Genomic DNA, 22,350 nt, shown 5'->3' with positions numbered 1-22,350 from the left:
CCTGCACAGATGCAGGTCTACCCCCTATAAGGCGTTTCTGGGACGGATAGACCAAACACTCGCCCCGCGCCCCGACGACCCGTCCTGGTGCTGTATCTCAGGTCAGCCGTCGATGTCGACGCCGAAACCTTGGGCGAGCGCGTCCAGGCCGAAGTCGTATCCCTGCCCCACCATGCGCAGGCGCCAGCCGCCGCCCCGGCGGTAGAACTCGGCTAGCAGCATCGTCCGTTCGCTGGTTCCCGCATCGAGCGTCGCCTGCGCCAACGCCCGCTCACCGTCGTCCGGGCCCCTGGCCTCCGGCGGCTCCGGCGTCTCCGGAGTTCCGGAACCCGACGGTGCCATTGCGGGCGTCGGCTGCTTCGGCGTGCCATGCAGTGTCCCCGCCCGGACGTTATCGAGCAGTTTCAGAAACGTCCGCTCGTCGACGACCGGAACGCCTTCCGCGAGGGCCCGGCGCGCCTTGGCCGACCCCGAACTCACGTCGTTCGTGACCAGGACACTCGTGTGCCGACTCACGGACGTCATCACATTCAGCCCCGCAGCCACGGCACGCTCGACCAACTGCTCTCCAGGGACATCAGTCTCGCCAGTTATGGCCACCTTCATGCCCTGGACGAGTTCGCCGCGCAACGGACCAGGGCATCGATAGGCACAACGCGTCTTCGGGATTCGCTGCCAGGTCGCGCCCTGCTGCTTCGGCGGACATGCGACCAACGGCAACGACAGCCCCAGTCTGGCCGCTTCCGCGAGGGACCCGCGCAGCACACCCGTGAGGGTCCGGACGTCCTCCAGCGCGTCGTGGGCGACTCGCTGCCGTACACCGTAATGAGCGGCCAGGGTCGCCAATTTCAGATCGGGCGTGGCCGGGGAAAGCCGCCGGTTCAATGCGAGAGTGCACAAGCGCCGCTCCACCGGAAGGCGCGCATTCGCGCGCCTGAACTCCTCCGCCAGGAAGCCATAGTCAAAGGGCGCATTATGCGCGACGAGAACGCGCCCGACGAGCATATCCGACACACGCTGTGCCACGTCCGGAAATTCCGGCGCACCTTTCAGTCGCTGCGCCGTCAACCCATGAACATGGACCGGCCCGGGATCACATCCAGGGTCGAGCAGTGTGGAGAACTCGCCGTTCGTCCGACCGTCTGCGTCCATGGTCACCACGGCTACCGATAGAACCCGGTGCTGAACCGCCCGAAACCCCGAAGTCTCAACATCAACAAGCGCCCACTCATGCCCGAACATGGGGGCAAGGCTAATCCGCCTCAAACCCTTCCTGTGGGCGTTCCCACAGCCTGCCCACATGCGGACAACCAGCACTCATCGCACGGCACGCACCGCCCACCCTCCGCTAGAAAAAGCGATTACCTCTGAGCCAGACCAGACGCCGGTAGCGTCATTAAAACGCAGCAGCCCTCAAATAGCCAAGTCTTCAATCGAGATGAAGTCTGAGCGCTAAAATTTCGCGCCACGAACACTACGACAATCCTGCCAAGAATAGTCACCAGCGCGAACGATCTTACGCTCTGACCCGAGCACCCAACGCAACCGACGACTCCATCAGAGAAGCTACCCGCGATACCACCCACAGCGCACCCTGAACCTGGACAGCTGCAGAGGCGGCGTTAGGGAAAGCTGGTTCGGGATCGACAACTCACTCAGGTCGGGATGGGCTCCCGTCCAATATGGTCAAAGGGTGGATAGGTCTCGTAGCCCGTTCGCTCAGCCGCGCTGATGTAGTCGACAAGGGCGCCACGGGACTGGGCGAGCACGGCCATCTGATCGTCCAACCGGCGCAGTCTGGTCCGCATCGCCGCCAACAACTCGGGACATCCGGGCAGGTCCGGGGCCTCCCCGACCGCACAGGGCAGCAGGTACGCGATGTCCTCGGAGGACAACCCCGCACCGAGCAGATGCCGGATCTGCTTCACCCGCAGGACGGCACTCTCGTCGTACACGCGATAGCCGTTCGCTCCCCGATCCGCCTCAAGCAGCCCCTGGGCCTCGTAATAGCGCAACTGGTGGGCGTTGACGCCCGTCCGACGGCTCAGCTCCCCGATCAACATCGAATCCCCCGCTTGACCTTCACACCGGTATCAACGTTAACGATGCTGCCATGACCAGCAACGAAAACGCCCCCGTGACAGTCATCGGGCTCGGCCTGATGGGCCAGGCACTCTCCCGCGCGTTCCTGAAGGCCGGGCACCCCACGACCGTGTGGAACCGCACCCCCACCAAGGCCAAGCCACTGGTCGCTGAAGGCGCGCAAGTGGCACCAACCATCAACGACGCCCTCAAAGCGGCGCCCCTGACGATCGTCTGCCTCACCGACTACGAAGCCGTGCACGAGTTGCTCGGCGGAAGCGACATCGACCTGGACGGCACGACCTTGGTCAACCTGACATCAGGCACGTCCGCCCAGGCCCGGCAAGCGGCCCAGTGGATCGAGCAACGCGGCGCCCGCTACTTGGACGGCGCCATCATGGCCGCCCCACCGGCGATCGGAACCGCCGAAGCCGTGATTCTGCACAGCGGACCACAACGGGACTTCGAAGCGTCCAAGCCAACACTCGACGCCCTCGGCATGATCACTCACCTAGGCGCGGACCACGGGTTGGCGTCCCTGTACGACGTGGCGGGTCTGGCCATGATGTGGAGCGTGCTCAACGCCTGGCTGCAAGGCACCGCCCTACTCCAAACCGCCGGTGTTGACGCCACGACCTTCGCACCCTTCGCCCAACAGATCGCCACCGGCGTAGCCGAATGGCTCCCCGGATACGCCGAGCAGATAGCCGACAACGCCTTCCCAGCCGAAGTATCGGCCCTGGAGACCGACGCCCGAGCGATGGCGCACCTGATCGACGAGACCAAGGCCGCAGGGATCAACACCGAGCTACCGACCTTGATCAAGAAAATGGCCGACCGCTCAATCTCGGCCGGACATGGCAAAGAGCAGTATCCCGTGCTGATCGAAGAGTTCACCCACCCCAGCGACAACTGATCACTTCCCCACCACTTCAACCACAGTGACTCGCGGAAGGCGCAGATCAGGCTTCGAGCCCCGTCAGCAGTCGCGCGACATCGAGTCCAGTATTCAGGTAGTCGACAAAAAGCGCGTTATTCAGCGCCCACTTCGACCGGCGGTAGCGGATCAGGAAGATCGCATCATCGGCGCGATAGCCCAAATGCATAAGAGCTTGGGCGACGACCAGCCCAGACCGGTTGTAGCCAGAATGGCAGCGAACCAGCACACGACGACTGTCCCGGACGGACTCAGCAACCAACTCGGCCGCCCGGCAGACGGCCTCGATTTGCTCCGAGCTCAACGGCCCATCGGGGAGGTCCACACAATGGTGCGCGACGTCACCGCTCGGACCGTGTCCTTCACGCACGTACAGGCTGACCACGAGATCGAAGTCGCTACCGACAACGGCCGGTGCCCGCGTTCCCTCCGGGCCTTGGTAGTGATGGCCGCCCATCCACAACAGCGGAATGATCTCGTCCCAGGGCGCCCCGGCATCGGGCACCCGTCGACCCTCAGTTCGCATGGCCTCGCTCTCAGCACCGCCGCCCGACGCGACAGGCCGGGCAAGATCAGTAAGTCACGCGATCACCGTACAGCCTGAACCCACGTCCAGCACCACCAAACCACCCGACCACCGCGAACCACACGATGGCCGATCACTCAGCCCGACACCCGATGAATACACAGCGACAACCTCTAGAGACACACCCTCACACAAAAACCAGCGAAGCTGCGGTTGCCCAAATGGACCCCACGCCCACACTCCTCAGCCGCCCACCCCAGAATCCCGACACCCAGTAGCCCGCGAACCGCACACCCCGAAGGTACGGATGGACACACGAGCGCACGCTAGACCTAACGCAATCACCCGGCAGGACAAGACCGCCCACACCGCGCCAACACCGCCCCTATCCCAGGCTATAACCTTCTTTGAAAGCGCAATCGACGTCGGGTCCCCATAACACAGCGGGTCACCCCAACAACAGCAACCGTCGCCCTCAGTATCCGTCCCTTGTGCCGGTGAAATGGAGATGACAAACGCCGACTCCATTGGCGTCCTCGTGCTCAACGAGGCGACCGACAATGCCGAGCAACGCACCTTGGCGGCCCGAGCTGACCGCGTCCTGGAGCAGGACGGCACGTTGCCGATCGCATGCCCCCGGTCGTCCAAAGGAAGCGCCTGATGGGCGGCGCCGCCGGGGTGGCTAGTCGACCGGGGGTTGGTGCTGGGCGGCCTCAGTGAAGGCGAACAGCGCGGAGGCGGTCTCCCCGCGGGCCTCGTAAATCATTCCGAGCCGGGCAAGGGCGCCCAGATGTCCGGCGCACGCCGCAGCCTGGTAGTACGTCTCGGCCCCGGTCAACGTCGGTGACTCGGAGCGGTCCTGGCGATAACCGGGCAGGGTGAACTCGTAGGCGAGTTCAGCGGCCAGTTGTTGACGCTGGTCAGGATCGGCATTGATCAGGACCTCCGCGGCTTCGTCGCCGGACCGGGCCGCCGAGTTCAACCACGCGATGGCTTCCGCAGGCCTCCTATGGCACAGCAGCAGGATCCCAAGCCGACAGGCCGCGTCGGGGTCACCGTGCTCAGCGCCATCCAGTAGATCAACCCCGTGCTGGCTGAACAGCTGGTAGAAGCGGCGGTGCGCTCTGGAGGGCAGCTCAGGCAGCCAGCGCCCGAGTTCGTCCGCGTTCATCGAAGACCAGATGATCTGCCACGGCAACGGCGAATGGTGGCTGCCTGTACTAGGTGCCGTCCAGCGCCCATCGCGCTCCCGGGTCTCGTCAACGAGCCCGTCCGAGCCACCTCCCATGGGCGGTGCGGCGAGCACAACGGCCGGAACCGCGGGCAGCTCAGCGTCCCCCGTGCCAGCCCCAGCGGACGACGCGCCCGCCGACGCGGCCAGGTCGACCTGCGGGGCAGGTTCCAGTGCGAGGTCAGGCCGAGGCATCTCCGTACCTGCCTGCGCGGGAAGCCGAACCAGTTGATCACGCATGGCTTGGTAGCGGATGTGCCAGCCCTGAAGGTCGGCGGGACCAGGGAAATCAGGCGTGATCCCAGTCTTCTCGACGTAGTGCAGGCAGGTCAGTACATAGGTGGCGACCCATCCCCAGGACTGCGGCCCCTGCCGCTTTCGAGTCATCACGTTGCTGATCGCGGTGAGCGACAGCGTCCGCAGCACCGGGATGCGCTTCTTGTGGCGCGCCAGGACCTCGGGCGCGAGTTTGGCCAGCTCCCGGTAGTGAGGAGAGCCGCACGCATGCGTGAACTGGAGGAGATCGCGGATGAACTCGTCCAGCGGGGGGCTTACTCGCAGGGGGGTGGTCGACATCCCATGGCCCTAACGTGAAGATCATCATCGGCGCTGGATCGTTAACGGCGATGAGATGGTCTCATCACTGCGGCCTTTGCGTGCAAATAAGAGGCGAGTCATGCCGTTCCGGATTGTTCTGTCCCGCCCGGAACCATCCCCTGACGTGCGGTTCTAGCCCAGCCAGTACGACCCGGAACAGCCAAGAACACCCAGGAACAGTCGGGAACGCCGTCCTACCAAGGCTTTGTGTCACACGACACAAACACTAGAGAAATCGAATTGTGTTCGCACGAAAAAGACAGAAATGAGGCCATCTGTCCGATTACCCGACGACCGAAGCCGCAGCACACCGTTCCGATTGTTTCTGATCCCCGCCTCCCCATGGCCTGGCCCGGAACGCCACTGGCTTACTGGTGCCCATCACCCCCATGACAACCAACAGGGACACACCTCCAATGCCCATACGCATACCCGCCACCCCCACCACCGATCGCCAAGCCACCCACCACCACCCAGCCCTAGGAGGACACCCCGCCCCCACCACCCCCGCCCGATTCAGCGATGACGACATGCTCCTACTCCTACTGATCTCCACCTGGGAGCTGTACACCGCCCGCCCCGCACTACCCAGCCCGCCGACCGAAATGACCGAACAGGAGCTCATCGACTACTGGACCGACCCCGCCGACGGCCCGGCACAGGCGCCGAGCCCGGGGCAGCCCACATGACCCAGCCTCCACGACCACTGACGACCACACTTGCGGCAGTCGACATCTGCAGCTTCGGCACCCGCCAGGACGCCCAGACCCAACTGCACCTGCGACGCGAGATGTACACCCTGATCGCCGAGGCCTGCCGTATCACCGGCGTTCCCTGGCCCGCCTGCTACCGCGAAGACCGAGGAGACGGCGCGCTGTTCCTCCCCCCACCTGACGTCGCCGCCGATCACCTGGTCGACCCGTTCGCCCACCACCTGGTCGCCCTGCTACGCCGCCACAACCGTCTCGCCAGCCACACCGCCCAGCTACGACTACGACTGGCCGTCCACACCGGCCGCGTCTACCACGACGACAACGGCATAGCCGGCCCCGCCCTGGTCCACCTCTTCCGCCTCCTGGACGCCCCGGTCTTCAAGAAAGTCGCCGCCGAAATAGTCGCCGACCTAGCCATGATCGTCTCCGACCGCCTCTACACCGACCTAACCGAGTCCGGCGCCCTAATCGACCCAACCACCTACACCCAACACCGAATAGCCACCAAGGAAACCCGAACCCGAGCCTGGATCTGGTCCCCCCACTAACCTAAACCTCAAACCCAGTCGAGGCACCAGCATCCACGACATGCCTTCACCACCGCAAAGATCACACACCTCACCGAGCATTCGCTCGGACATCTACCAACGATCGCCCCTAACAGGCCACAGCATCAAAGCCTGCGGTTGTCACCACCATTAACGAGCTCACTGTGGCTAAAGACTGGGCAGCCGAGCAAGGATGCGAGGACGGTCCGTTGTCTGGCGGTCAGCTCGTTAGCGAAAACCACCGCCTTGGCATCCGTCTCGACTCGCACAACAGCCATCTCCTGCACCTTGCCGCTGCTCATCAGTGTCCGCGACGAGTAGGGCCTCTCCAAGTTCGCCCTGCCCCCAGGCGCATGGCCCTTCTTCTTACCTGAGACCCCTCGACGCTGCACGAACTGTTCCACCACACGACCGCCCAACCGCTCAACCTCACCCACCAGAACGCTCATGACCTCGGCGTAGTCCTTCTGCTTCGCAGAGAAGAGGCCAGCGACAAGAACACCACTCCCGTTGATAACAGTCCACGGCGATATCGGCGCGTCGAGCGGACGGCGACGAGACCACACTGTCGATCGAGTTGGGCGGCGACGACGTGCGCACCGTCCGGCGGACCACCACCCAACCCGTCCGCAGCATCAAAGCACACCGGCGGCCCCGCAAGGCCGCCCCATAAAACCAAGAACATCCGTCAAGCATGTCCTGGGACCAAAACGACAAGCATCTCGTGGGACTAGACAAGCTATTACGCCCAACGCGATCGCCGCTTACACTCCGAGACTCGGGCGAGGACAGGCTAGCTGTCGCCGATTTCCCGAAGAATCATTTGCAGCTCATGCGCAATGTGTTCCGGACCAAAATGCCGTGCGATGGTGGCGCCATCTCTCGTCTTCTTGAAATTGATTCCACATCGACGCAAAACACCCTTAAGCAATTCATCGCCAGGAATGAGATTGACTTTATTTGCAGCCCAACTACTTTCAACTTCTTCTTTGGCTTGACCGACAAGTGCAAGCGCGTCATTTTTGAACGACTTCAATCGCTCTTCATGTGAACGGAACTCGTGCTCTACGGCGCTCTCCAGATCGGAATCAGGGTCAGATCTAATGGCCTCTCGATCGAGGAACATGGGCTGACATATGCGTGATGAAACTCGGCGCGCTACCACATTGTGTTTTGAGGCTTCGCACACCTCATCAATCGTGTTAGTTATCTCTTCGGCACTAGGGGTTTTATCGGGGCTTCGCTCGGCTACGAAAGATTGAAGGCATTCTGGAACCGCCAAATAGTTCTCCAGTTCTCGGCGTTGCAAGACGTAGACCTTCCCCATGCCTCCGAGTAGTTGTTCCAATCGCTCGACATCGTTAGCATCTCGTTCATCACGATCAACAATGAAAAACACCTTAACGCGTCGTCGCGCCAGAAAGCTAAGCGTGTCCGCAGTTGCGTAGTGAGTGAAATTCCTTGACCCACCCGTGGCTACAAAGCCCACACTGGCTTGAGCAAAATTGACCCCAATTTGCTTAGCAAACTCTCTCAAAACCTGCTCATCTGAAGACCCTTCGACGAATACCAATCGGTCGTACATAAAAAGCGAGCTGAGTCGAATTCCCAGCTCTTCAGGTATGGCCTCTTCAGCCTCATCCATTTTGAGGAGTTGCAGACTAGTCGAATCGTCCACTTTTCTAACGAGATAAACGTTTCTAAGTTCCGCAGTGTCCAGAAAGTTCGTCGAATGTGTAGTTATAAAGACTTGGCAACGTTGAGATATTTGCCTAAGGTATTGCAGGAGAGCTATTTCAAGCGCGGGATGGAGATAGACTTCAGGCTCTTCGATAAGGATGATATCTGGCTGTTTGAACTCGTAATCCAAGATCAGGCGAAGGGACTGACGAATCCCGGAGCCGTTTATCTGAGCCAGGAACTCGTCAACGTCGAGTTCAGCAGGAACGTTGCTACGAATTCTCGTGATTCCATGGTTACGTTGCGTCGGCTGATCTGCTGCGAAGGCGTCGATCTCCACTCCTAGCAGGCTGCGCACAGTTTCTTGCAAGCCACGAAGCCTTTCTCCATGACCACGGCTCATCTTCAATTGGAGAATATCCGCTGCTTCGGACTCTCCAATAGGCGATCTGGTTTCGGGTAGATAGTGAACTTTGAGGCCCGCAACCATACCGATGAATAGATTCACATACTCAGGCACTGCGGTGACTTCACCTGAAAATGCTTGGAAGGGTATAGGATTTGGCCTCGATGCCAACGCTTGTGCCTCGTGTTGAAGCGTTTCTACTTGACTCCGTACAGCTTCCTTAAACGAGGTGATATTAGTTGAAGACTCGACAGCGTTGGTGATGATATCCACTACTTCGGAGGGAACACCTCCGGGAATAAGGTGCCTAAGGGAAACCGAGGGGCGGCGACCAGGAGTTGACGGGTCACCCTTAATCATCTGCCATTCGTCGAGATCTATTGGCTCCATTATTCCCAAAGCTCGTGTCGCCTGGGCCTCCAGCGCCCGCCTTTGCTGAAGCTGCCCCGCCATCACCTCAGCAGCTTGTTGGGACATCTTGAAAAGCATGTGATTTTTGTTTTGGAGGCCGGAGGCTTCACCTACAACCCCATCGAGGAAGACGATACTGTCGATATAGCCGATAGGGGTATCACTTTTCAGGAAAGAGACAACACATCTTACGATACTCTCCTCGGATATTTCAGCGAGGGCGTTCCTCATTTGGGGCGCGTGGTGACCAATGCTTTCACGCAGGGCCGAAGACTCGTCCAGCGCTAGTTCGAAGTCAATGGCGATGCTAATCTCACTCGTTTTTTCTTTCTTAAAACAATCCGTCACCTTGAGCGAGTTATCACGGACGGCAACACTTCCTTGAGCGAAAAAGCCAAAGAATCGCTCAAGCGCATTCAATACATTGGATTTTCCAGAATTATTTTTGCCGATCAGAACATTCAAATTTCCGGACTCTTCAATAGATGCCTGCCTTATACTGCGATAGTTCTTCATCTCTATCTTTGCAAGGCGCATATTTTTCTCCGTATAGGCTGATGGGCGTTAGTCTTAGACGCTTGACGAACGAAGTAGCTGGCCAGCTTACAGGGGAGAGTAGGACGTGTCCGTGGTATCAGACAAGTCGGATACCTAAGCGTGGAAGCCTAGCCCGACCCGCACATCACCCTTGAGATGCACGCTGTACCGCATAAGAGGCTCCGCCGCGCTCTACGGTTCTGGGCCGCCGTCGTAGGCTGGTGATCGTGATCCGAGCTGTGGTGTTCGATGTTGGTGAGTGCCTGGTGAACGAGACCCGAGAGTATGGGACGTGGGCTGACTGGTTGGGGGTGCCTCGGCATACGTTTTCGGCGATGTTTGGGGCGGTGATTGCTCGGGGGTTGGACTATCGGGAGACGTTCCAGGTGTTTGCGCCGGGGTTTGATCTGACGGGGCAGCGTGAGGAGCGGGCGTCGGTGGGGCGGGCTGAGACGTTTGGGGAAGAGGACTTGTATCCGGATGCGCGGCCGACGTTGGCGAAGTTGCGGGGTGATGGGCTGTGGGTGGGGATCGCGGGGAATCAGACGGTGCGGGCTGGGGGCATCTTGCGGTCGTTGGAGCTGCCGTGTGACATGGTCGCGACGTCTGATGACTGGGGGGTGTCCAAGCCTGATCCGGGGTTCTTCCGGTGTGTGGTGGAGGCTGCGCCGTGTGAGGCTGGGGAAGTGCTGTACGTGGGTGACCGGTTGGACAACGACATCATGCCTGCGGCTGAGGTGGGGTTGCGGACGGCGCTGATCCGGCGGGGGCCGTGGGGGATCATTCAGCAGGACGACCCGGAAGCCGACCGCGTTCCGACGATGCGGATTGATTCGCTGGCTGAGCTTCCGGGCCGTGTCGCTGGGTTCAACGCTGGAGCGCGCTGAGGGTCGTCTGCCATCCGTAGAGGCGGTCGTCCAGGTGGCGGACGTGATCGGTGTCGGCCCAGGGCTGGAGGGCGCGGCGCACTTGGTGGACGCGGTCCATGCCGGTGGCGTACCAGGTGATCGCGAGTTGATCTAGGGCCTGTTCGGCGTAGGAGCATGCGGCCTCGGGGTTGCGTTGGGCGACCTCGACGGCGGCCAGGTCGCCGAGGATGACGGTGCGCTGTTTGGCGTTGGTGTCGCCGATCGCGTCCAGGACTCCCACGAGGGTGGCTTTGGCTTGGGCGGGCTGACCGGCTTTGAGCTGGGTGTCTCCCTTGAAGGAGGCAAGGCTTATCGGGGAGAACCAGTTGAACCAGTCGGGGGCCGGTTGTCCGGTGCTCTCGGAGAGCGTGTGTTCGGCGTGGTTGATGAGGCGGAGTGCCTCGCGGGGGTGGCCGCATCGGGTTTCGCACTCGGCTTCGACGGCGTCCAGCCATGCCAGGAACTCGGCGGGTGCGGTGCCGCGTCGGGCGTAGGTGCGAGCGGCGCGCATGCGTTCGGCGGCTTCGTCGCGTCGGCCGTCCCATCCGGGGATGAAGGCGGCGTGAGCGAGGATCGCGGCTCCTAGTAGGGGGTCGTCGGCTTCGCCTGCGGCCTGGAGGGCTCGGACGTAGGAGGCGTCGGCGTCCTCGGGGCGGCGTAGGTCGAAAAACTCGATGCGGCCGACGAGTAGCAGGGACTCGGCGAGTGCGGTCGCCAGGATTCTTCGTGGGACGCCTGCGGTCTCGGCGAGAAGCTGCGTGCCCAACTTGGTGTGTTCGACCACGGTGGGGTGGAGCTGGGCGGGCTGGACGGAGAAGTAGAGGCGGCGCAACGCTCCGTTGATGGCGGCGAAGTCGGCTCCGACCGTGGGTGGCTGAACGGCGGAGTTGGCCGTAGGTAGGGGCAGGGTGGCGCCCGTGCTCTGGCCGGTGGTCGTAGGAGTTGGCGCGCTGGGTCGTGGAGCCGTGGGAGCGTCGGCCGTTTCCCAGGGTGGGGTGAAGCCCAGTTCTTCGATCGGCAGATGGAGTAGATGGGCCAAGAGGCGTTGGTGGTCGGCGCGGGGCCATGGCGGTGATGCGGACTCCCATCGGCGTATCTGCCGTGCGCTGATCTGAAGGTTGCCCAAGCCCAGCAAAGGGGCGGCTGTCGTCATGGCGTCGGCTAGCGCCTGCTGCGACGCATACCCGGCGTGCTGTCGAGCGGCCTTGAGACGTGCGTTGCCCGCTGGGCGAACCATCTTCGTTCCCTCCACTGTGAGTCCTCTGCGAGTCCGACTCTAGCTCTCATAAGGGCCATGGGCGGACACGTTGACGCCTGGATCTAGTGAATAGGTCCTCATAGCGTCCTCACAAGGACCTTTATAGGACCTTCAATAGGACGTTACGAGGCGCGAGAGTTGGCCTCATGCGTGATGAGCAGGCAAGTGACGGGGCCGGGTACGGCGACGGAACGAACAACTGTGCTGCGTGCATGGGGCGCGGGTGGTCGTGGGTGTCGTCTCGGGTCAATCTGTTGCTGGCGCGGCGTGGTTCTGTGCGTGGTCCGGAGCGGCGCCGGGAGCGGTGCGTGGACTGTTCCGGGCCCGCTCAGGCTGACGTGGCCTGATCAAAAGCTGCGGGTCCGGTGATACGGCGCGGGTCTCCGATGTCTGGTCTGGCTTGCCCCCGGCGCCAGCGGACGGAGGTGACGGGTGGGGCCCCGTATCGCCGGACTCGCTTCCACCCCGTTGAAAGGCGCGGGCAGGTGCCCGGGAGGCTGATGTCTGATGATCGAGTTCAAGCCTGATCCGGTGAAGGTGAAGGTGGCGCGGGAGCATGTCGCGGAGATCACGGCTGATTGGCCGATTGATCCCGATGACGTGGGTCTGGTCACCTCGGAGCTGGTGAGCAACGCCGTCCGGCATGCGGGCACCGACACGATCCAGGTGGACGCCTTCTCCGACGCTGACGACCACGAGGGCGTGTACGTGGTGGAAGTCTGGGACGCCGACCCCATGCGTCCCGTGGCGGGCCGCCCTTCGGCTGAGTCGGTGGGCGGGCGCGGGTTGTGGGTCGTCGCGCAGGTCGCCGACGAATGGGGCGTGCGCTTCGACCATGAAGACGGCGGCAAGGTCGTCTACGCGGAGTGGGTGCGATGACTCCCGATGATGTCCTGGTCGACACGTGGTTTCAGCTCGCGGTGGTGCGCGTGTATGGGCCGTGGCTGTCTCGCGGCTTCGCTGTGCCGGACGCTGAACGTGGGTGGGCCACCCGCCGCGTGGAGCATGCGCGTCTCGTCTTGGCGCTACGCGAGGTAGAGACTTCCTCGCCCCCTTACGCCCGTGTGGCGTTCAACCCTTCGGAGGACTCATCGTGATCACCCACGACTCGGAATTCGGCCCCGACCAGAGATTCAACTGTCAGCGGTGGAGTACCTGCGGGGATTCCGTAGGGAGGCGTGTTGATGGGTGAGGCCCAAGACCAGTTCGACTTGTTGTCCGCCTGGGTCGAGGGTGTTGGTGATGCGGTGCGTGGCGGGGCCATGGATGAGCTGACGCTGTCTGAGGTGGCGTCCGCGCTGGACACCCTGACCGATGTCATTGGACACGTGACGGACCTGGTCGCAATGGTTCACGAGCGTGGTACGGCGGTCCGGGAGAGCGAGAAGGCGCGTCGGGACCAGGAATGGTTTGCTGTGACAGGGATCGCGCTACTGGAGGTGGAGCACACCGGAAACATGCTCATCGTGGCGCATCACCTATCAGCGCGGGCGCATAGTGCGCTGACCGAGGTAACTGGCAGTAAAACCTGAGCAGTGCTCGGGCCGTGGCGTGGTCTGGGTTCGAGGAGCGACCGTCAGTTCATAGGGGCGGGACTCGTGACATACGGGTGGTTCCGCCGGTCTTGGTGCAGATCCTTCGGGAACATCTCGCCGAGTTCGGAACGGCCGACGACGGGAGAATCTTCCAGACTGAGCGGGGCGGCGTCGTCGGATCGACTGCCTACGGCGATGTATGGGCAGCGACTCGGGCTCTGGCCTTCACGCCGGAACAGGTTGCCTCTCCCCTGGTGCGGCGGCCGTACGACCTACGGCACGCGGGGGTGTCGCTGTGGCTCAACTCCGGGTGTTCCGGCAACTGAGGTGGCCGAACGGGCGGGGCACAGCGTCAAGGTTCTCTTGCAGGTCTATGCCAAGTGCATCTTGGGACAGTACGACAGGGCGAACCAGCGGATTGACGATGCGCTCGACGACTGATGCGTCCTACCCTGTGGGGGCTCCGGTCTATGCCGGGCCCCTTCTCCGTTCCCCGTCCGACCTGCGGGAACGCTCTCGGATTCATTCCGCGTATATTCCGGGACCAGTGACATACGGGTGCATCCGGTGGCGTCTGGCTGCGTGTGGAGGATCTTGGAATGCGAACAGCCTCTGACCGTTTGCGCTGGTCAGAGGCTGTTACTGCGGTGGTGGCGGGTGCAGGGTTCGAACCTGCGTAGGCTAAGCCGACGGATTTACAGTCCGCTCCCATTGGCCACTCGGGCAACCCGCCGTGGTGTCGCTGGCGCGACGGCTGTGAAGAGGATAGCGGACCGTGGGAGTGGGTGTGACATCGAGGCGTGGCGCCGTGGTGTGGGGCTGATCTTCGGGCGCTAGGCTCTCTGGATCCGTGAACGTTGCTGGTTAGGGGATGTGTGTGCGATGGCCGACAGCTCTTTTGACATCGTCAGCAAGCTCGACCGGCAGGAGGTCGACAACGCGTTGAACCAGGCCGCCAAGGAGGTGGCGAACCGGTTCGACTTCAGGAACGTGGACGCGGGAATCAAGTGGTCCGGGGAGTCGATCGAGATCCAGGCGAACTCCGAGGAGCGGGCGAACGCGGTGCTCGACGTGCTCAAGGACAAGCTCGTGAAGCGGGGGATCTCGCTGAAGGCGATCGATGCGGGCGAGCCGAAGGCGTCGGGGAAGGTGTACAAGCTGGGCGTGGCGCTCAAGGAGGGCATCGCCCAGGAGGACGCGAAGAAGATCGGCAAGATCGTCCGGGACGAGGGGCCGAAGGGCCTCAAGGTGCAGATCCAGGGGGAGGAGCTGCGCGTCAGCTCGAAGAAGAGGGACGATCTGCAACAGGTCATCGCGCTGCTCAAGGGGAAGGACCTTGATGTGGCGTTGCAGTTTGTCAACTACAGGTGACGTTGTGGACGTAGGGAGCGCGCCGGCCTCATCCCCCGCAGAAGTGGCCGGCGCGCTCTCGTGGGTTATGACGCGGCTTCGTTCGAGATAGTTCGGTCGAATTCGTCCGAGTTCCACGTCCCCCGTGGCCTGCTTCAGTGGCGGTGGCCGGCCATGCGTTCTAGGCGGGCTATGCGTTCGGCGGTGGGGGGGTGGGTGGAGAAGAGCTTGCCTATGCCGCTGCCGGTGAAGGGGTTGGCGATCATCAGGGAGCTGGTGGTGGCCAGTTCGGGGTCCTGGGGCAGGGGCATGGCGCGGGTGCCCGCGTCGATCTTGCGGAGGGCGGAGGCCAGGGCCATGGGGTCGCCGGTGAGGCGGGCGCCGGCGGCGTCGGCGGAGTATTCGCGGGTGCGGCTGATGGCCATCTGGACAACGGCGGCGGCCAGGGGGCCGAGGATGACCATCAGGAGGGCGCCTAGGAGGCCGGGGCCCTCGTCGTCGTCGGAGCGGCCCAGTGGGATGAAGATGGCCAGGTGGGAGAGGTACGTGATCACCGTGGCTATGGCGGCGGCCACCGAGGAGATCAGGATGTCGCGGTTGTAGACGTGGGACAGTTCGTGGCCGAGGACCGCGCGTAGTTCGCGTTCGTCCAGGATCAGCAGGATGCCGCGGGTGCAGCAGACGGCGGCGTTGCGGGGGTTGCGGCCGGTGGCGAAGGCGTTGGGCTGGCGGGTCTCGGAGACGTAGAGGCGGGGCATGGGCTGGTGGGACGACGTCGCCAGTTCGCGGACGAGCCGGTACAGAACGGGGGCTTCGACCTCGCCGACCTGGTGGGCGCGCATGGCGCGTAGGGCGATGCGGTCGCTGAAGGCGTAGGCGACGCCGTTGGTGGCGAGCGCGATGATGAGGGCGATCGTCAGGCCGGTGCCGCCGCCGACCACCCAGCCGACGGCGAGCATCAAGGCTGACAGCGCGGCGATCAGCGCTGCCGTTTTGACGCCGTTGAACTGCACTTCCGCCTGCCTCCCCGTCGACCCCGACATGAGCGTCAACGGTTTGACCTGGGTCAACGTTCCCGCTAGGTAGCTTGCGACACCGTCTGTAGGACGATTTGCGGGGCCGCTGAGAGTACAAGCGCGGCGGTGGCGGTTGAGAGGATTGCGGCGCGGACGGGTACGCCGCGCACAGGGTCGTAGGACGGGCCCGGCGCGGGCGTGAACAGACGGGCGGCCCAGACCAGGTAGTAGTACAGACCGATCACCGTGTTGACGGCCATGACGGCGGCCAGCCAGGTGACCCCGCCCGCGACGGTGGCGCGGAATACGACCACCTTGGCGAACAATCCCATGACGCCGGGTGGGAGTCCGGCTAGGCAGATGAGGAAGAACGCTAGGGCGGTGGCGACGGCGGGGCTGCGGCGGGCGAGGCCGCGGTAGTCGTCGAGGGTGTCCCAGCGGCGGGCGCCGAGGCGGCGGTTGAAGCCGATCACGACGGCGAACGCGCCGAGGTTCATGACGGCGTACAGGGCGACGTAGGCGGTGGTGGCGGCGACCGCCTCGGGGAGCCGGTCATCGCCTACGGCGAGGGGCGCCAGCATGTAGCCGGACTGGGCGACCGATGACCAGGCCAGGAGTCTGATCGCGGTGCGTTGGCGGAGCGCGACAAGGTTGCCGACGGTCATGGTGACGGCCGCGATGATGCCGATGGCCGGGCCCCACACGTGGGCGTAGGAGGGCAGGCCCAGGGCGAGGACGATCGCGAGGCCCGCGAAGCCGGACGCCTTCGAAACCACTGAGAGGAACGCGGCGACGGGCAGTGGGGAGCCCTGGTAGACGTCGGGCGCCCAGAAGTGGAACGGGACGGCGGCGACCTTGAACGCGAATCCGGCGAGGATGAGCACCGAACCGGCGGTGGCGACGGGGTCCAGGTCGGACGGCAGGTCGGCGAGGGCGGGTGCGATGCGGTCGAGGTGCATGGCGCCGGTCGCGCCGTAGACGAGGCTGATCCCGAACAGCATGACCGCGGTGGAGACGACGGAGACGAGGAACAGTTTCAACGCCGCTTCGGACGCCGTCCCGTCGTAGCGGCGCAGCGCCGACAGGGCGAAGACGGGGAGGGAGAGGGTCTCCAGCGCGACGAGGAGGAGGACGAGGTCACGCGCGGCGACGAGTGTGAGGGCGCCGATGACGGCGGCGAGGAGAAGGAAGTGGTATTCGCCGACCGGCATCTTCGAGTCGGTGATCTCCTGGAGGGACAGGAGGACGACGATCACGGCGGCGCCGAGCACGATGCCCTGGAACAGGAGGGTGAAGTCGTCGGCGACGTAGGAGCAGGAGCGCGGGCCGTCGCCGCGTAGGCCGTCCGGGAGGCAGAACGTGGCGCGGCGGTCGCCGGGCGCGAGGACGATGACGGCGGCCAACGCGGCGACGAGGGATCCGCCGCTGAGCAGGGACAGGACGCGGCGCGGCGCGTCGAAGGCGTCGGCGAGCAACAGGGCTATCGCGGCGACGGCGAGGATCAGCGGCGGCGCGATCGCCGCGTAGTCGATGCTCTGGATCATCAGCCGCCTCCGAACAGGGCGCGGACGGGGTCGGTCGTCACGTCCAGCAGGGTCTTCGGCCAGAGGCCGACCAGGAGGGTGAGCGCGATCAGCGGCGTCCAGGCGGCGTATTCCTGGACGGACACGGCGGCGGGGGTGCGGGCGGACGCGGTCCCGTCCGCCGGGCCGTGGGTGAGTTTGGCGAGCATCCGCAGGAAGTACGCGGCGGTCAGTACCGCACCGAGGGCGGCGACGGCCATGAACGTTACGAACGTTTCGCGCGGCAGGTCGGCGTGGGGACGGTACGCGCCGAGTAGTGCCAGCATCTCGCCCCAGAATCCGGCAAGTCCCGGCAACCCGAGGGACGCGACGGACGCGAACGTCAGGATCGACGCCAGGCGCGGGGACGTGCCGAGCATCCCGCCGCCGATCGCGTCCATGTCGGCGGTGCCCCAGCGTTCCTTGACCGATCCGGCGAGGAAGAACAACAGGCTGGTGATGAGGCCGTGCGCGATGTTTCCGAACAGCGCGGCATTGATCCCGACCGGGGTGAGCGTCGCGATGCCGAGCAGGACGAAGCCCATGTGTCCGACGGACGAGTAGGCGATCATCCGTTTCAGGTCGCGTTGGGCGAGGCAGGCGAGCGCGCCGTAGATGATCCCGATGACGGCGAGGAGTCCGAGCCACGGCGCCCAGAACTCGGCGCCGTCGGGGGCGAGCGGCAGCGCGATCCGGACGAGCCCGTAGGTGCCCATCTTCAGCAGCACCCCGGCGAGCAGGACCGAGCCGACGGTCGGCGCCTCGGTGTGCGCGTCCGGCAGCCAGGTGTGCAGCGGCCACATCGGCGCCTTCACCGCGAACCCGACGCCCATCAGCGCGAACGCCGCGACCTGGACGCCGTGCGAGAGGCCCGACCCGTGCCGGGCGGCCAGTTCCGTCATGTCGAGGGTGCCCGCCTTGGCGCCGACGAGCAGCATCCCGGCGAGCAGGAGTCCGGAGCCGAGGAGGGTGTAGAGGATGAACTTGTAGGCGGCGGCGCGGCGTCCCGTCCCGCCCCACAGCACGATCACCACGTACATGGGGATCAGGACGGTTTCGAAGAACACGAAGAACAGCACGAGGTCGAGCGCGACGAACGTGCCGATCATCCCGACCTCGAGGACGAGTATCAGCGCGGTCAGCAGCCGGATCAGGCCGCCCGCGGGCGGGTGCCGCAGCGTGTAGAGGAAACACAGGAACGTCAGCAGCGCCGTCAGCACGACGAGCGGGAGGGAGATCCCGTCGACGCCGAGGTGGAAGCGCAGGCCGATCGCGGGCGCCCACTCCCGGTCGACTTCGAGTTGCATGCGGGACGTGGCGCCGAAGTCGAACGCCATCAGCGCGGAGATCGCAACCAGCAGCGTGGCACCGGAGACCGCCGTCCCGAACACCCGGACGGCGGCGTCGGTGCGCAGGAACCGATTCCCGGGGACGAGCATCGCGAGCGCCCCGACCAGGGGGATCGCCATCATCAGCACGAAGATCACAGGAAGATCACCACCCCGGCCACGATGACGACGACACCGGCGAGCAGGCCGGTCAGGTAGGTCTGCGCGTTGCCGTTCTGCGGGACGCGCAGAAGCCCGCCGAGCCATCGGGCGCCGCGCCCCGTCCCGACGACGGCACCGTCCACCTGGCGCCGGTCGAAGGTCACGACATACCGCGCCAACGCCTGCACGGGCCGAACGATCGCAACCGCGTACAGCTCGTCCACGTAGAAGGCCCGCGCCAACACCGGACGAACGCCACCCAGAGCGCGCGCGGGATCAAGCGCCGGGTCACGGTTCCAGAGAAGGTACGCGGCACCCGCACCCACCGCGACCAGTAGCACGCTCAGTAGCGCGGCGCCCAGGTGCGGACGCAGGTCCTCCTTGCCGAGCCCGAAGAAACCGAGGATCGCGGCGGGGACGGCGAGCGCGGCGACCGTCCACGACATGAACCTGGACGGTTCCCGGATCTCGTACGTCCCGCGCGGCTCGCCGAAGAACGTCATCAGCCACGCGCGCATCGCGTACGCCGCCGTCAACGCGACCGTCAGCAGCAACCCCAGGTACACCAGCCACGCGACACCGGCGGGCAGGTCCACGACGGCGGTCGCAGCGCGCAGGTCAATCGAGAGCTCCGACTGATAGGCGCTTGGCAACTTCTGGAACGTGGGCACGACGTCGCCGGGCCACTGGAGCGACGAGGTGTCGTCGACGGAGAATCGGTGCAGCGCCGTCGCGGACGTGGACTCGCCGCCGTGCAGGGCCGCGTGCTGGGCGGCCTCGATGACGGAGTCCTTGCTGAACCAGCCGCTGAACGGCGGGACGCCCGCCAGCGCGGCGAAACCGACCGTCATCGACCAGAACGTGATGGGCATCCCGCGCCGCAGGCCGCCGTAGTGCGCCAGCAGGTTGGAGCCCGCGACCACGATCACGCATCCGGCGGACAGGAACAGCAGCGCCTTGAACGCGCCGTGCGTGAGCAGGTGGAAGATCGCCGGGTTGTAGGCGCCGACCGCGAGCCCGGCGGCCATCACGGCGAGCTGGCTGATCGTCGAGTACGCCAGGACCCGTTTCAGGTCGTCCTGGGCGAGGGCGGCGAGCGCCGCGCCGACCATGGAGATCACCGCGGCGACGGCGAGCACCGTCAGGGCGGCCGTGGACGTGACGAACACGTCGTACAGCCGGGCGACGACGTAGATGCCCGCCGCGACCATGGTGGCCGCGTGGATGAGGGCGCTGATCGGGGTCGGGCCCGCCATCGCGTCCGGCAGCCAGGTGTGCAGCGGGAACTGGGCGCTCTTGCCCGCGACACCGGCGAGGAGCAGCAGCGCCGCCACGGTCGTGGTCGTCCCGGACAGGGCGCCCTGGTCGCGCAGGATCTCGTCGATCTCGAACGAGCCCGCCTGGGTGCCGAGCACCAGGATGCCCAGGAGGAACCCGACGTCGCCGAGCCGCGTGACGAGGAACGCCTTGACCGCGGCCCGCGAGTTCGCCCGGTCCTCCCAGTGGTGGCCGATCAGGAAGTACGAGCAGATGCCCATGACCTCCCAGCCCGCGTACAGGACGAGGAGGTCGCCGGAGTACACGACCAGCAGCATCGCGGCCGTGAACATCGACACGAACGCGGCGTACGACGAGTACCGCCGGTCGCCCCGCATGTACGCGACCGAGTACACCTGGACGGCGAGCGCGACGCAGCAGACCATCAGCCCGACGACGGCGGCCAGCCCGTCCACCTGGAGCCCGACGCGAATCGGCACCGACCCGGTCTGGATGACGGTGAGTTCACCGGTCCGCTCGCCGGGGTCGCGCCACACGACGAAGGCGGCGACCGCCGCCAGCACCAACGAGACCGCGATCGGCAAACATGCGATCAAAGCGGGGCCGTTGCGCAACGGCGCGGGAGCCTCGGGACGCCCGCCGAGGACGCGAGTCAAAGACGGCCCGAACAACATCCCCGCGAACGCGGCGAGAAACGGCAGCGACACCGCCAGCGAGGCGAGCCAGATCACGGCGCCGCCTCCTCGACCGGCTCGGCCTCCCGCTCGACTTCGGCGGGACGAGCCGTGTCCTCAGCCAGATCGCGGAGCCGGTCAACGTCCACCATCCGCCGGTTCCGATACACCAGCAGCACGATCGCAAGCCCGAGCCCGATCTCCGCCGCCGCGATCACGATGGTGAACAGGGTGAGGACCTGCCCACCGTGCAACCTGTCCTGGTACCAGATGTCGAACGTGACGAGGTTGAGGTTCACCGCGTTCAACATCAGCTCGACCGACATCAGCACGAGGATCGCGTTGCGGCGCGCCAGCACCCCGTAAACGCCGACGGAGAACAGCAGCGCGGCGACGACGGTCGGGTAGGCGAGATGCATCAGCCGTCGCCTTTCTCGTCCGCCCGCGCCCCCGCCTCGGGACGGGCACGAATGTCAGATCGGGACAGCACGATCGCGCCCACCAGCGACGCGAGCAGCAATACCGACAGGACCTCGAACGGCAGCACCCACGTCCGAAACACCGCGGCGCCCAACTCGTCGGCGGACCCGCCGCCCTCGCGCAACGGCATCCGCTCGTCCCGGAAACCCATGGCCATCACGGTCACCAGGACGGCGGCGGTGGCGACGGCGACGGCCGCGGCCGCCCACCGGTTGCCGGAGTCCAGGTCGGCGGAGTCGCCGATCGGCGCCCGCGTCAACATGATCCCGAACAGCAGCAGCACGACGATCGCACCCACGTAGATCAGCACCTGCACCCAGGCGACGAACTCCGCGGTCAGGACGAGATAACCGCCCGCTAGCGCACCGAACGACAACACCAGCCACAGCGCCGCGTGGACGAGGTTCCGCGTCGTCACCACCAGGATCCCGGCCCCTACCGCTACGACGCCGAGCAGCACGAACACGACCTCCTGGCCGCTCATCGCGGATCCCGTCGCGAGGCGCGGGCGGCGGCCTTCTCGGCGGCGGCGATCTCCTTCGGCGGTTCGGCGGACGGGTCGTGCGCCTGCGGCGGCGGGACCGTCCACATCCACTCCCGCAGCCGTTCCTTCTCGTGCGTCAGTTCCGCGATGTCGTATTCGGCGTACTCGAACTCCGGCGACCAGAACAGCGCGTCGAACGGGCACGCCTCGATGCAGATGCCGCAGTACATGCAGAGGGCGAAGTCGATGGCGAACCGGTCGAGGACGTTGCGGGTCCTGGCCCGTCCGCCGCCCTCGGCCGGGAGGGTCTCCTTGTGGGAGTCGATGTAGATGCACCAGTCGGGGCACTCGCGGGCGCACAACATGCAGACAGTGCAGTTCTCCTCGAAGAGCGCGATGACTCCCCTGCTGCGCGGAGGCAGATCGGGCCGCACTTCGGGGTATTGACGCGTTATGGAACGCCGCGTCATCGTTCGCAACGTGACCGCCAGCCCCTTGGCCAGCCCGCCTCCTGGTAGCCGTCCCACGCGCCCCATGATTGCGCAGGATCGTCTTCGGGGGAACGCGGCCGGGCCTGCGTTCGTCCTACTGCACGTGGGGGGCGTGGTCGTGGCCGCGTTCGCGGGCGGGGAGGGCTTGTGAGCCAA

22 protein-coding genes and 1 tRNA gene are annotated in these 22,350 nt (G+C 64.8%); 8 read left to right on the top strand and 15 right to left on the bottom strand.

Annotated elements, in window-relative coordinates:
- Positions 1-102: 102 nt before the first annotated feature.
- Together ABD808_RS18730 and ABD808_RS18725 are read right to left on the bottom strand one after the other, a co-directional pair.
- A complete protein-coding gene (locus ABD808_RS18730) occupies positions 103-1,242 on the bottom strand; it encodes a TerD family protein (RefSeq protein WP_344898340.1) in 1,140 nt (379 codons plus the stop codon).
- A gap of 413 nt (positions 1,243-1,655) precedes the next feature.
- The gene (locus ABD808_RS18725) at positions 1,656-2,063 is read right to left on the bottom strand and encodes a MerR family transcriptional regulator (RefSeq protein WP_344898337.1); all 408 of its coding nucleotides are present in this window, start codon (positions 2,061-2,063) and stop codon (positions 1,656-1,658) included.
- Positions 2,064-2,113: 50 nt separating this feature from the next.
- Between ABD808_RS18725 and ABD808_RS18720 the strand changes: the two genes are divergently transcribed.
- Positions 2,114-2,998 (top strand): NAD(P)-dependent oxidoreductase, encoded by an 885-nt coding sequence (locus ABD808_RS18720; RefSeq protein WP_344898333.1) that lies wholly within the window; start codon positions 2,114-2,116, stop codon positions 2,996-2,998.
- A 46-nt stretch (positions 2,999-3,044) separates the two neighbouring features.
- Here the strand turns inward: ABD808_RS18720 and ABD808_RS18715 are convergent, their stop codons facing one another.
- Positions 3,045-3,524: a protein-tyrosine phosphatase family protein gene (locus ABD808_RS18715; protein ID WP_344898330.1), complete on the bottom strand. Its 480-nt coding sequence runs from the start codon at positions 3,522-3,524 to the stop codon at positions 3,045-3,047.
- A 523-nt stretch (positions 3,525-4,047) separates the two neighbouring features.
- On the opposite strand from ABD808_RS18715, the gene ABD808_RS18710 reads away from it, so the two are divergent.
- Complete coding sequence (locus ABD808_RS18710) at positions 4,048-4,206, top strand: hypothetical protein (protein WP_344898327.1); 159 nt, start codon at positions 4,048-4,050, stop codon at positions 4,204-4,206.
- A gap of 21 nt (positions 4,207-4,227) precedes the next feature.
- On the opposite strand, the gene ABD808_RS18705 is transcribed toward ABD808_RS18710, so the two are convergent.
- Positions 4,228-5,352: an SEL1-like repeat protein gene (locus tag ABD808_RS18705; protein WP_344898324.1), complete on the bottom strand. Its 1,125-nt coding sequence runs from the start codon at positions 5,350-5,352 to the stop codon at positions 4,228-4,230.
- A 437-nt stretch (positions 5,353-5,789) separates the two neighbouring features.
- On the opposite strand from ABD808_RS18705, the gene ABD808_RS18700 reads away from it, so the two are divergent.
- Positions 5,790-6,062: a hypothetical protein gene (locus ABD808_RS18700; protein ID WP_344898322.1), complete on the top strand. Its 273-nt coding sequence runs from the start codon at positions 5,790-5,792 to the stop codon at positions 6,060-6,062.
- Complete coding sequence (locus ABD808_RS18695; RefSeq protein ID WP_344898320.1) at positions 6,059-6,634, top strand: nucleotidyl cyclase domain-containing protein; 576 nt, start codon at positions 6,059-6,061, stop codon at positions 6,632-6,634. The genes ABD808_RS18700 and ABD808_RS18695 overlap by 4 nt, the downstream gene beginning before the upstream one ends.
- A gap of 125 nt (positions 6,635-6,759) precedes the next feature.
- On the opposite strand, the gene ABD808_RS18690 is transcribed toward ABD808_RS18695, so the two are convergent.
- Together ABD808_RS18690 and ABD808_RS18685 are read right to left on the bottom strand one after the other, a co-directional pair.
- The gene (locus tag ABD808_RS18690) at positions 6,760-7,083 is read right to left on the bottom strand and encodes an HflX-like GTP-binding protein (RefSeq protein WP_344898318.1); all 324 of its coding nucleotides are present in this window, start codon (positions 7,081-7,083) and stop codon (positions 6,760-6,762) included.
- 344 nt (positions 7,084-7,427) lie between these two features.
- Positions 7,428-9,668, bottom strand: a complete 2,241-nt coding sequence (locus ABD808_RS18685) for an ATP-dependent nuclease (RefSeq protein WP_344898316.1) — start codon at positions 9,666-9,668, stop codon at positions 7,428-7,430.
- Between the two features lie 227 nt (positions 9,669-9,895).
- Here ABD808_RS18685 and ABD808_RS18680 point away from each other — a divergent pair, with 227 nt between their 5' ends.
- Positions 9,896-10,555, top strand: a complete 660-nt coding sequence (locus ABD808_RS18680; RefSeq protein WP_344898314.1) for an HAD family hydrolase — start codon at positions 9,896-9,898, stop codon at positions 10,553-10,555.
- Here ABD808_RS18680 and ABD808_RS18675 read toward each other — a convergent pair.
- Positions 10,536-11,813, bottom strand: a complete 1,278-nt coding sequence (locus ABD808_RS18675; RefSeq protein WP_486303654.1) for a helix-turn-helix domain-containing protein — start codon at positions 11,811-11,813, stop codon at positions 10,536-10,538. The genes ABD808_RS18680 and ABD808_RS18675 overlap by 20 nt on opposite strands.
- Before the next feature lie 528 nt (positions 11,814-12,341).
- On the opposite strand from ABD808_RS18675, the gene ABD808_RS18670 reads away from it, so the two are divergent.
- Together ABD808_RS18670 and ABD808_RS18665 are read left to right on the top strand one after the other, a co-directional pair.
- Positions 12,342-12,713: an ATP-binding protein gene (locus ABD808_RS18670; RefSeq protein WP_344898310.1), complete on the top strand. Its 372-nt coding sequence runs from the start codon at positions 12,342-12,344 to the stop codon at positions 12,711-12,713.
- 305 nt (positions 12,714-13,018) lie between these two features.
- The gene (locus ABD808_RS18665) at positions 13,019-13,366 is read left to right on the top strand and encodes a hypothetical protein (protein WP_344898308.1); all 348 of its coding nucleotides are present in this window, start codon (positions 13,019-13,021) and stop codon (positions 13,364-13,366) included.
- A gap of 651 nt (positions 13,367-14,017) precedes the next feature.
- Here the strand turns inward: ABD808_RS18665 and ABD808_RS18660 are convergent.
- Positions 14,018-14,102 (bottom strand) — tRNA-Tyr (locus ABD808_RS18660).
- Positions 14,103-14,251: 149 nt separating this feature from the next.
- Between ABD808_RS18660 and ABD808_RS18655 the strand changes: the two genes are divergently transcribed.
- The gene (locus ABD808_RS18655; protein ID WP_344898306.1) at positions 14,252-14,740 is read left to right on the top strand and encodes a YajQ family cyclic di-GMP-binding protein; all 489 of its coding nucleotides are present in this window, start codon (positions 14,252-14,254) and stop codon (positions 14,738-14,740) included.
- 134 nt (positions 14,741-14,874) lie between these two features.
- On the opposite strand, the gene htpX is transcribed toward ABD808_RS18655, so the two are convergent.
- The 7 genes from htpX to ABD808_RS18620 all read right to left on the bottom strand — a co-directional run bounded on the left by htpX (position 14,875) and on the right by ABD808_RS18620 (position 22,137).
- On the bottom strand, positions 14,875-15,732 hold the full coding sequence (htpX, locus tag ABD808_RS18650; protein WP_344898304.1) for a zinc metalloprotease HtpX: 858 nt from the start codon (positions 15,730-15,732) through the stop codon (positions 14,875-14,877).
- Between the two features lie 65 nt (positions 15,733-15,797).
- A complete protein-coding gene (locus ABD808_RS18645) occupies positions 15,798-17,279 on the bottom strand; it encodes an NADH-quinone oxidoreductase subunit N (RefSeq protein WP_344898302.1) in 1,482 nt (493 codons plus the stop codon).
- Positions 17,279-18,784, bottom strand: coding sequence for a complex I subunit 4 family protein (locus ABD808_RS18640; protein ID WP_344898300.1), 1,506 nt, complete (start codon positions 18,782-18,784; stop codon positions 17,279-17,281). The genes ABD808_RS18645 and ABD808_RS18640 overlap by 1 nt, the downstream gene beginning before the upstream one ends.
- Positions 18,781-20,796: an NADH-quinone oxidoreductase subunit 5 family protein gene (locus ABD808_RS18635; RefSeq protein WP_344898298.1), complete on the bottom strand. Its 2,016-nt coding sequence runs from the start codon at positions 20,794-20,796 to the stop codon at positions 18,781-18,783. The genes ABD808_RS18640 and ABD808_RS18635 overlap by 4 nt, the downstream gene beginning before the upstream one ends.
- Entirely contained in the window at positions 20,793-21,158 is a 366-nt protein-coding gene (gene nuoK, locus ABD808_RS18630) for an NADH-quinone oxidoreductase subunit NuoK (protein WP_344898296.1), read from the bottom strand. The genes ABD808_RS18635 and nuoK overlap by 4 nt, the downstream gene beginning before the upstream one ends.
- Positions 21,158-21,703 carry an NADH-quinone oxidoreductase subunit J family protein gene (locus tag ABD808_RS18625; RefSeq protein WP_344898294.1) on the bottom strand — a complete coding sequence of 182 codons (546 nt, stop codon included), beginning with the start codon at positions 21,701-21,703 and terminating at the stop codon, positions 21,158-21,160. Before ABD808_RS18625 ends, nuoK begins: the two co-directional genes overlap by 1 nt.
- Positions 21,700-22,137, bottom strand: coding sequence for a 4Fe-4S binding protein (locus ABD808_RS18620; RefSeq protein ID WP_344898292.1), 438 nt, complete (start codon positions 22,135-22,137; stop codon positions 21,700-21,702). Before ABD808_RS18620 ends, ABD808_RS18625 begins: the two co-directional genes overlap by 4 nt.
- Positions 22,138-22,350: the final 213 nt, after the last annotated feature.

Origin of the sequence: Actinomadura meridiana (assembly GCF_039537545.1) — a bacterium.
GTDB lineage: Bacteria > Actinomycetota > Actinomycetes > Streptosporangiales > Streptosporangiaceae > Spirillospora > Spirillospora meridiana.
This window is presented reverse-complemented; position numbering and strand designations above follow the sequence as displayed.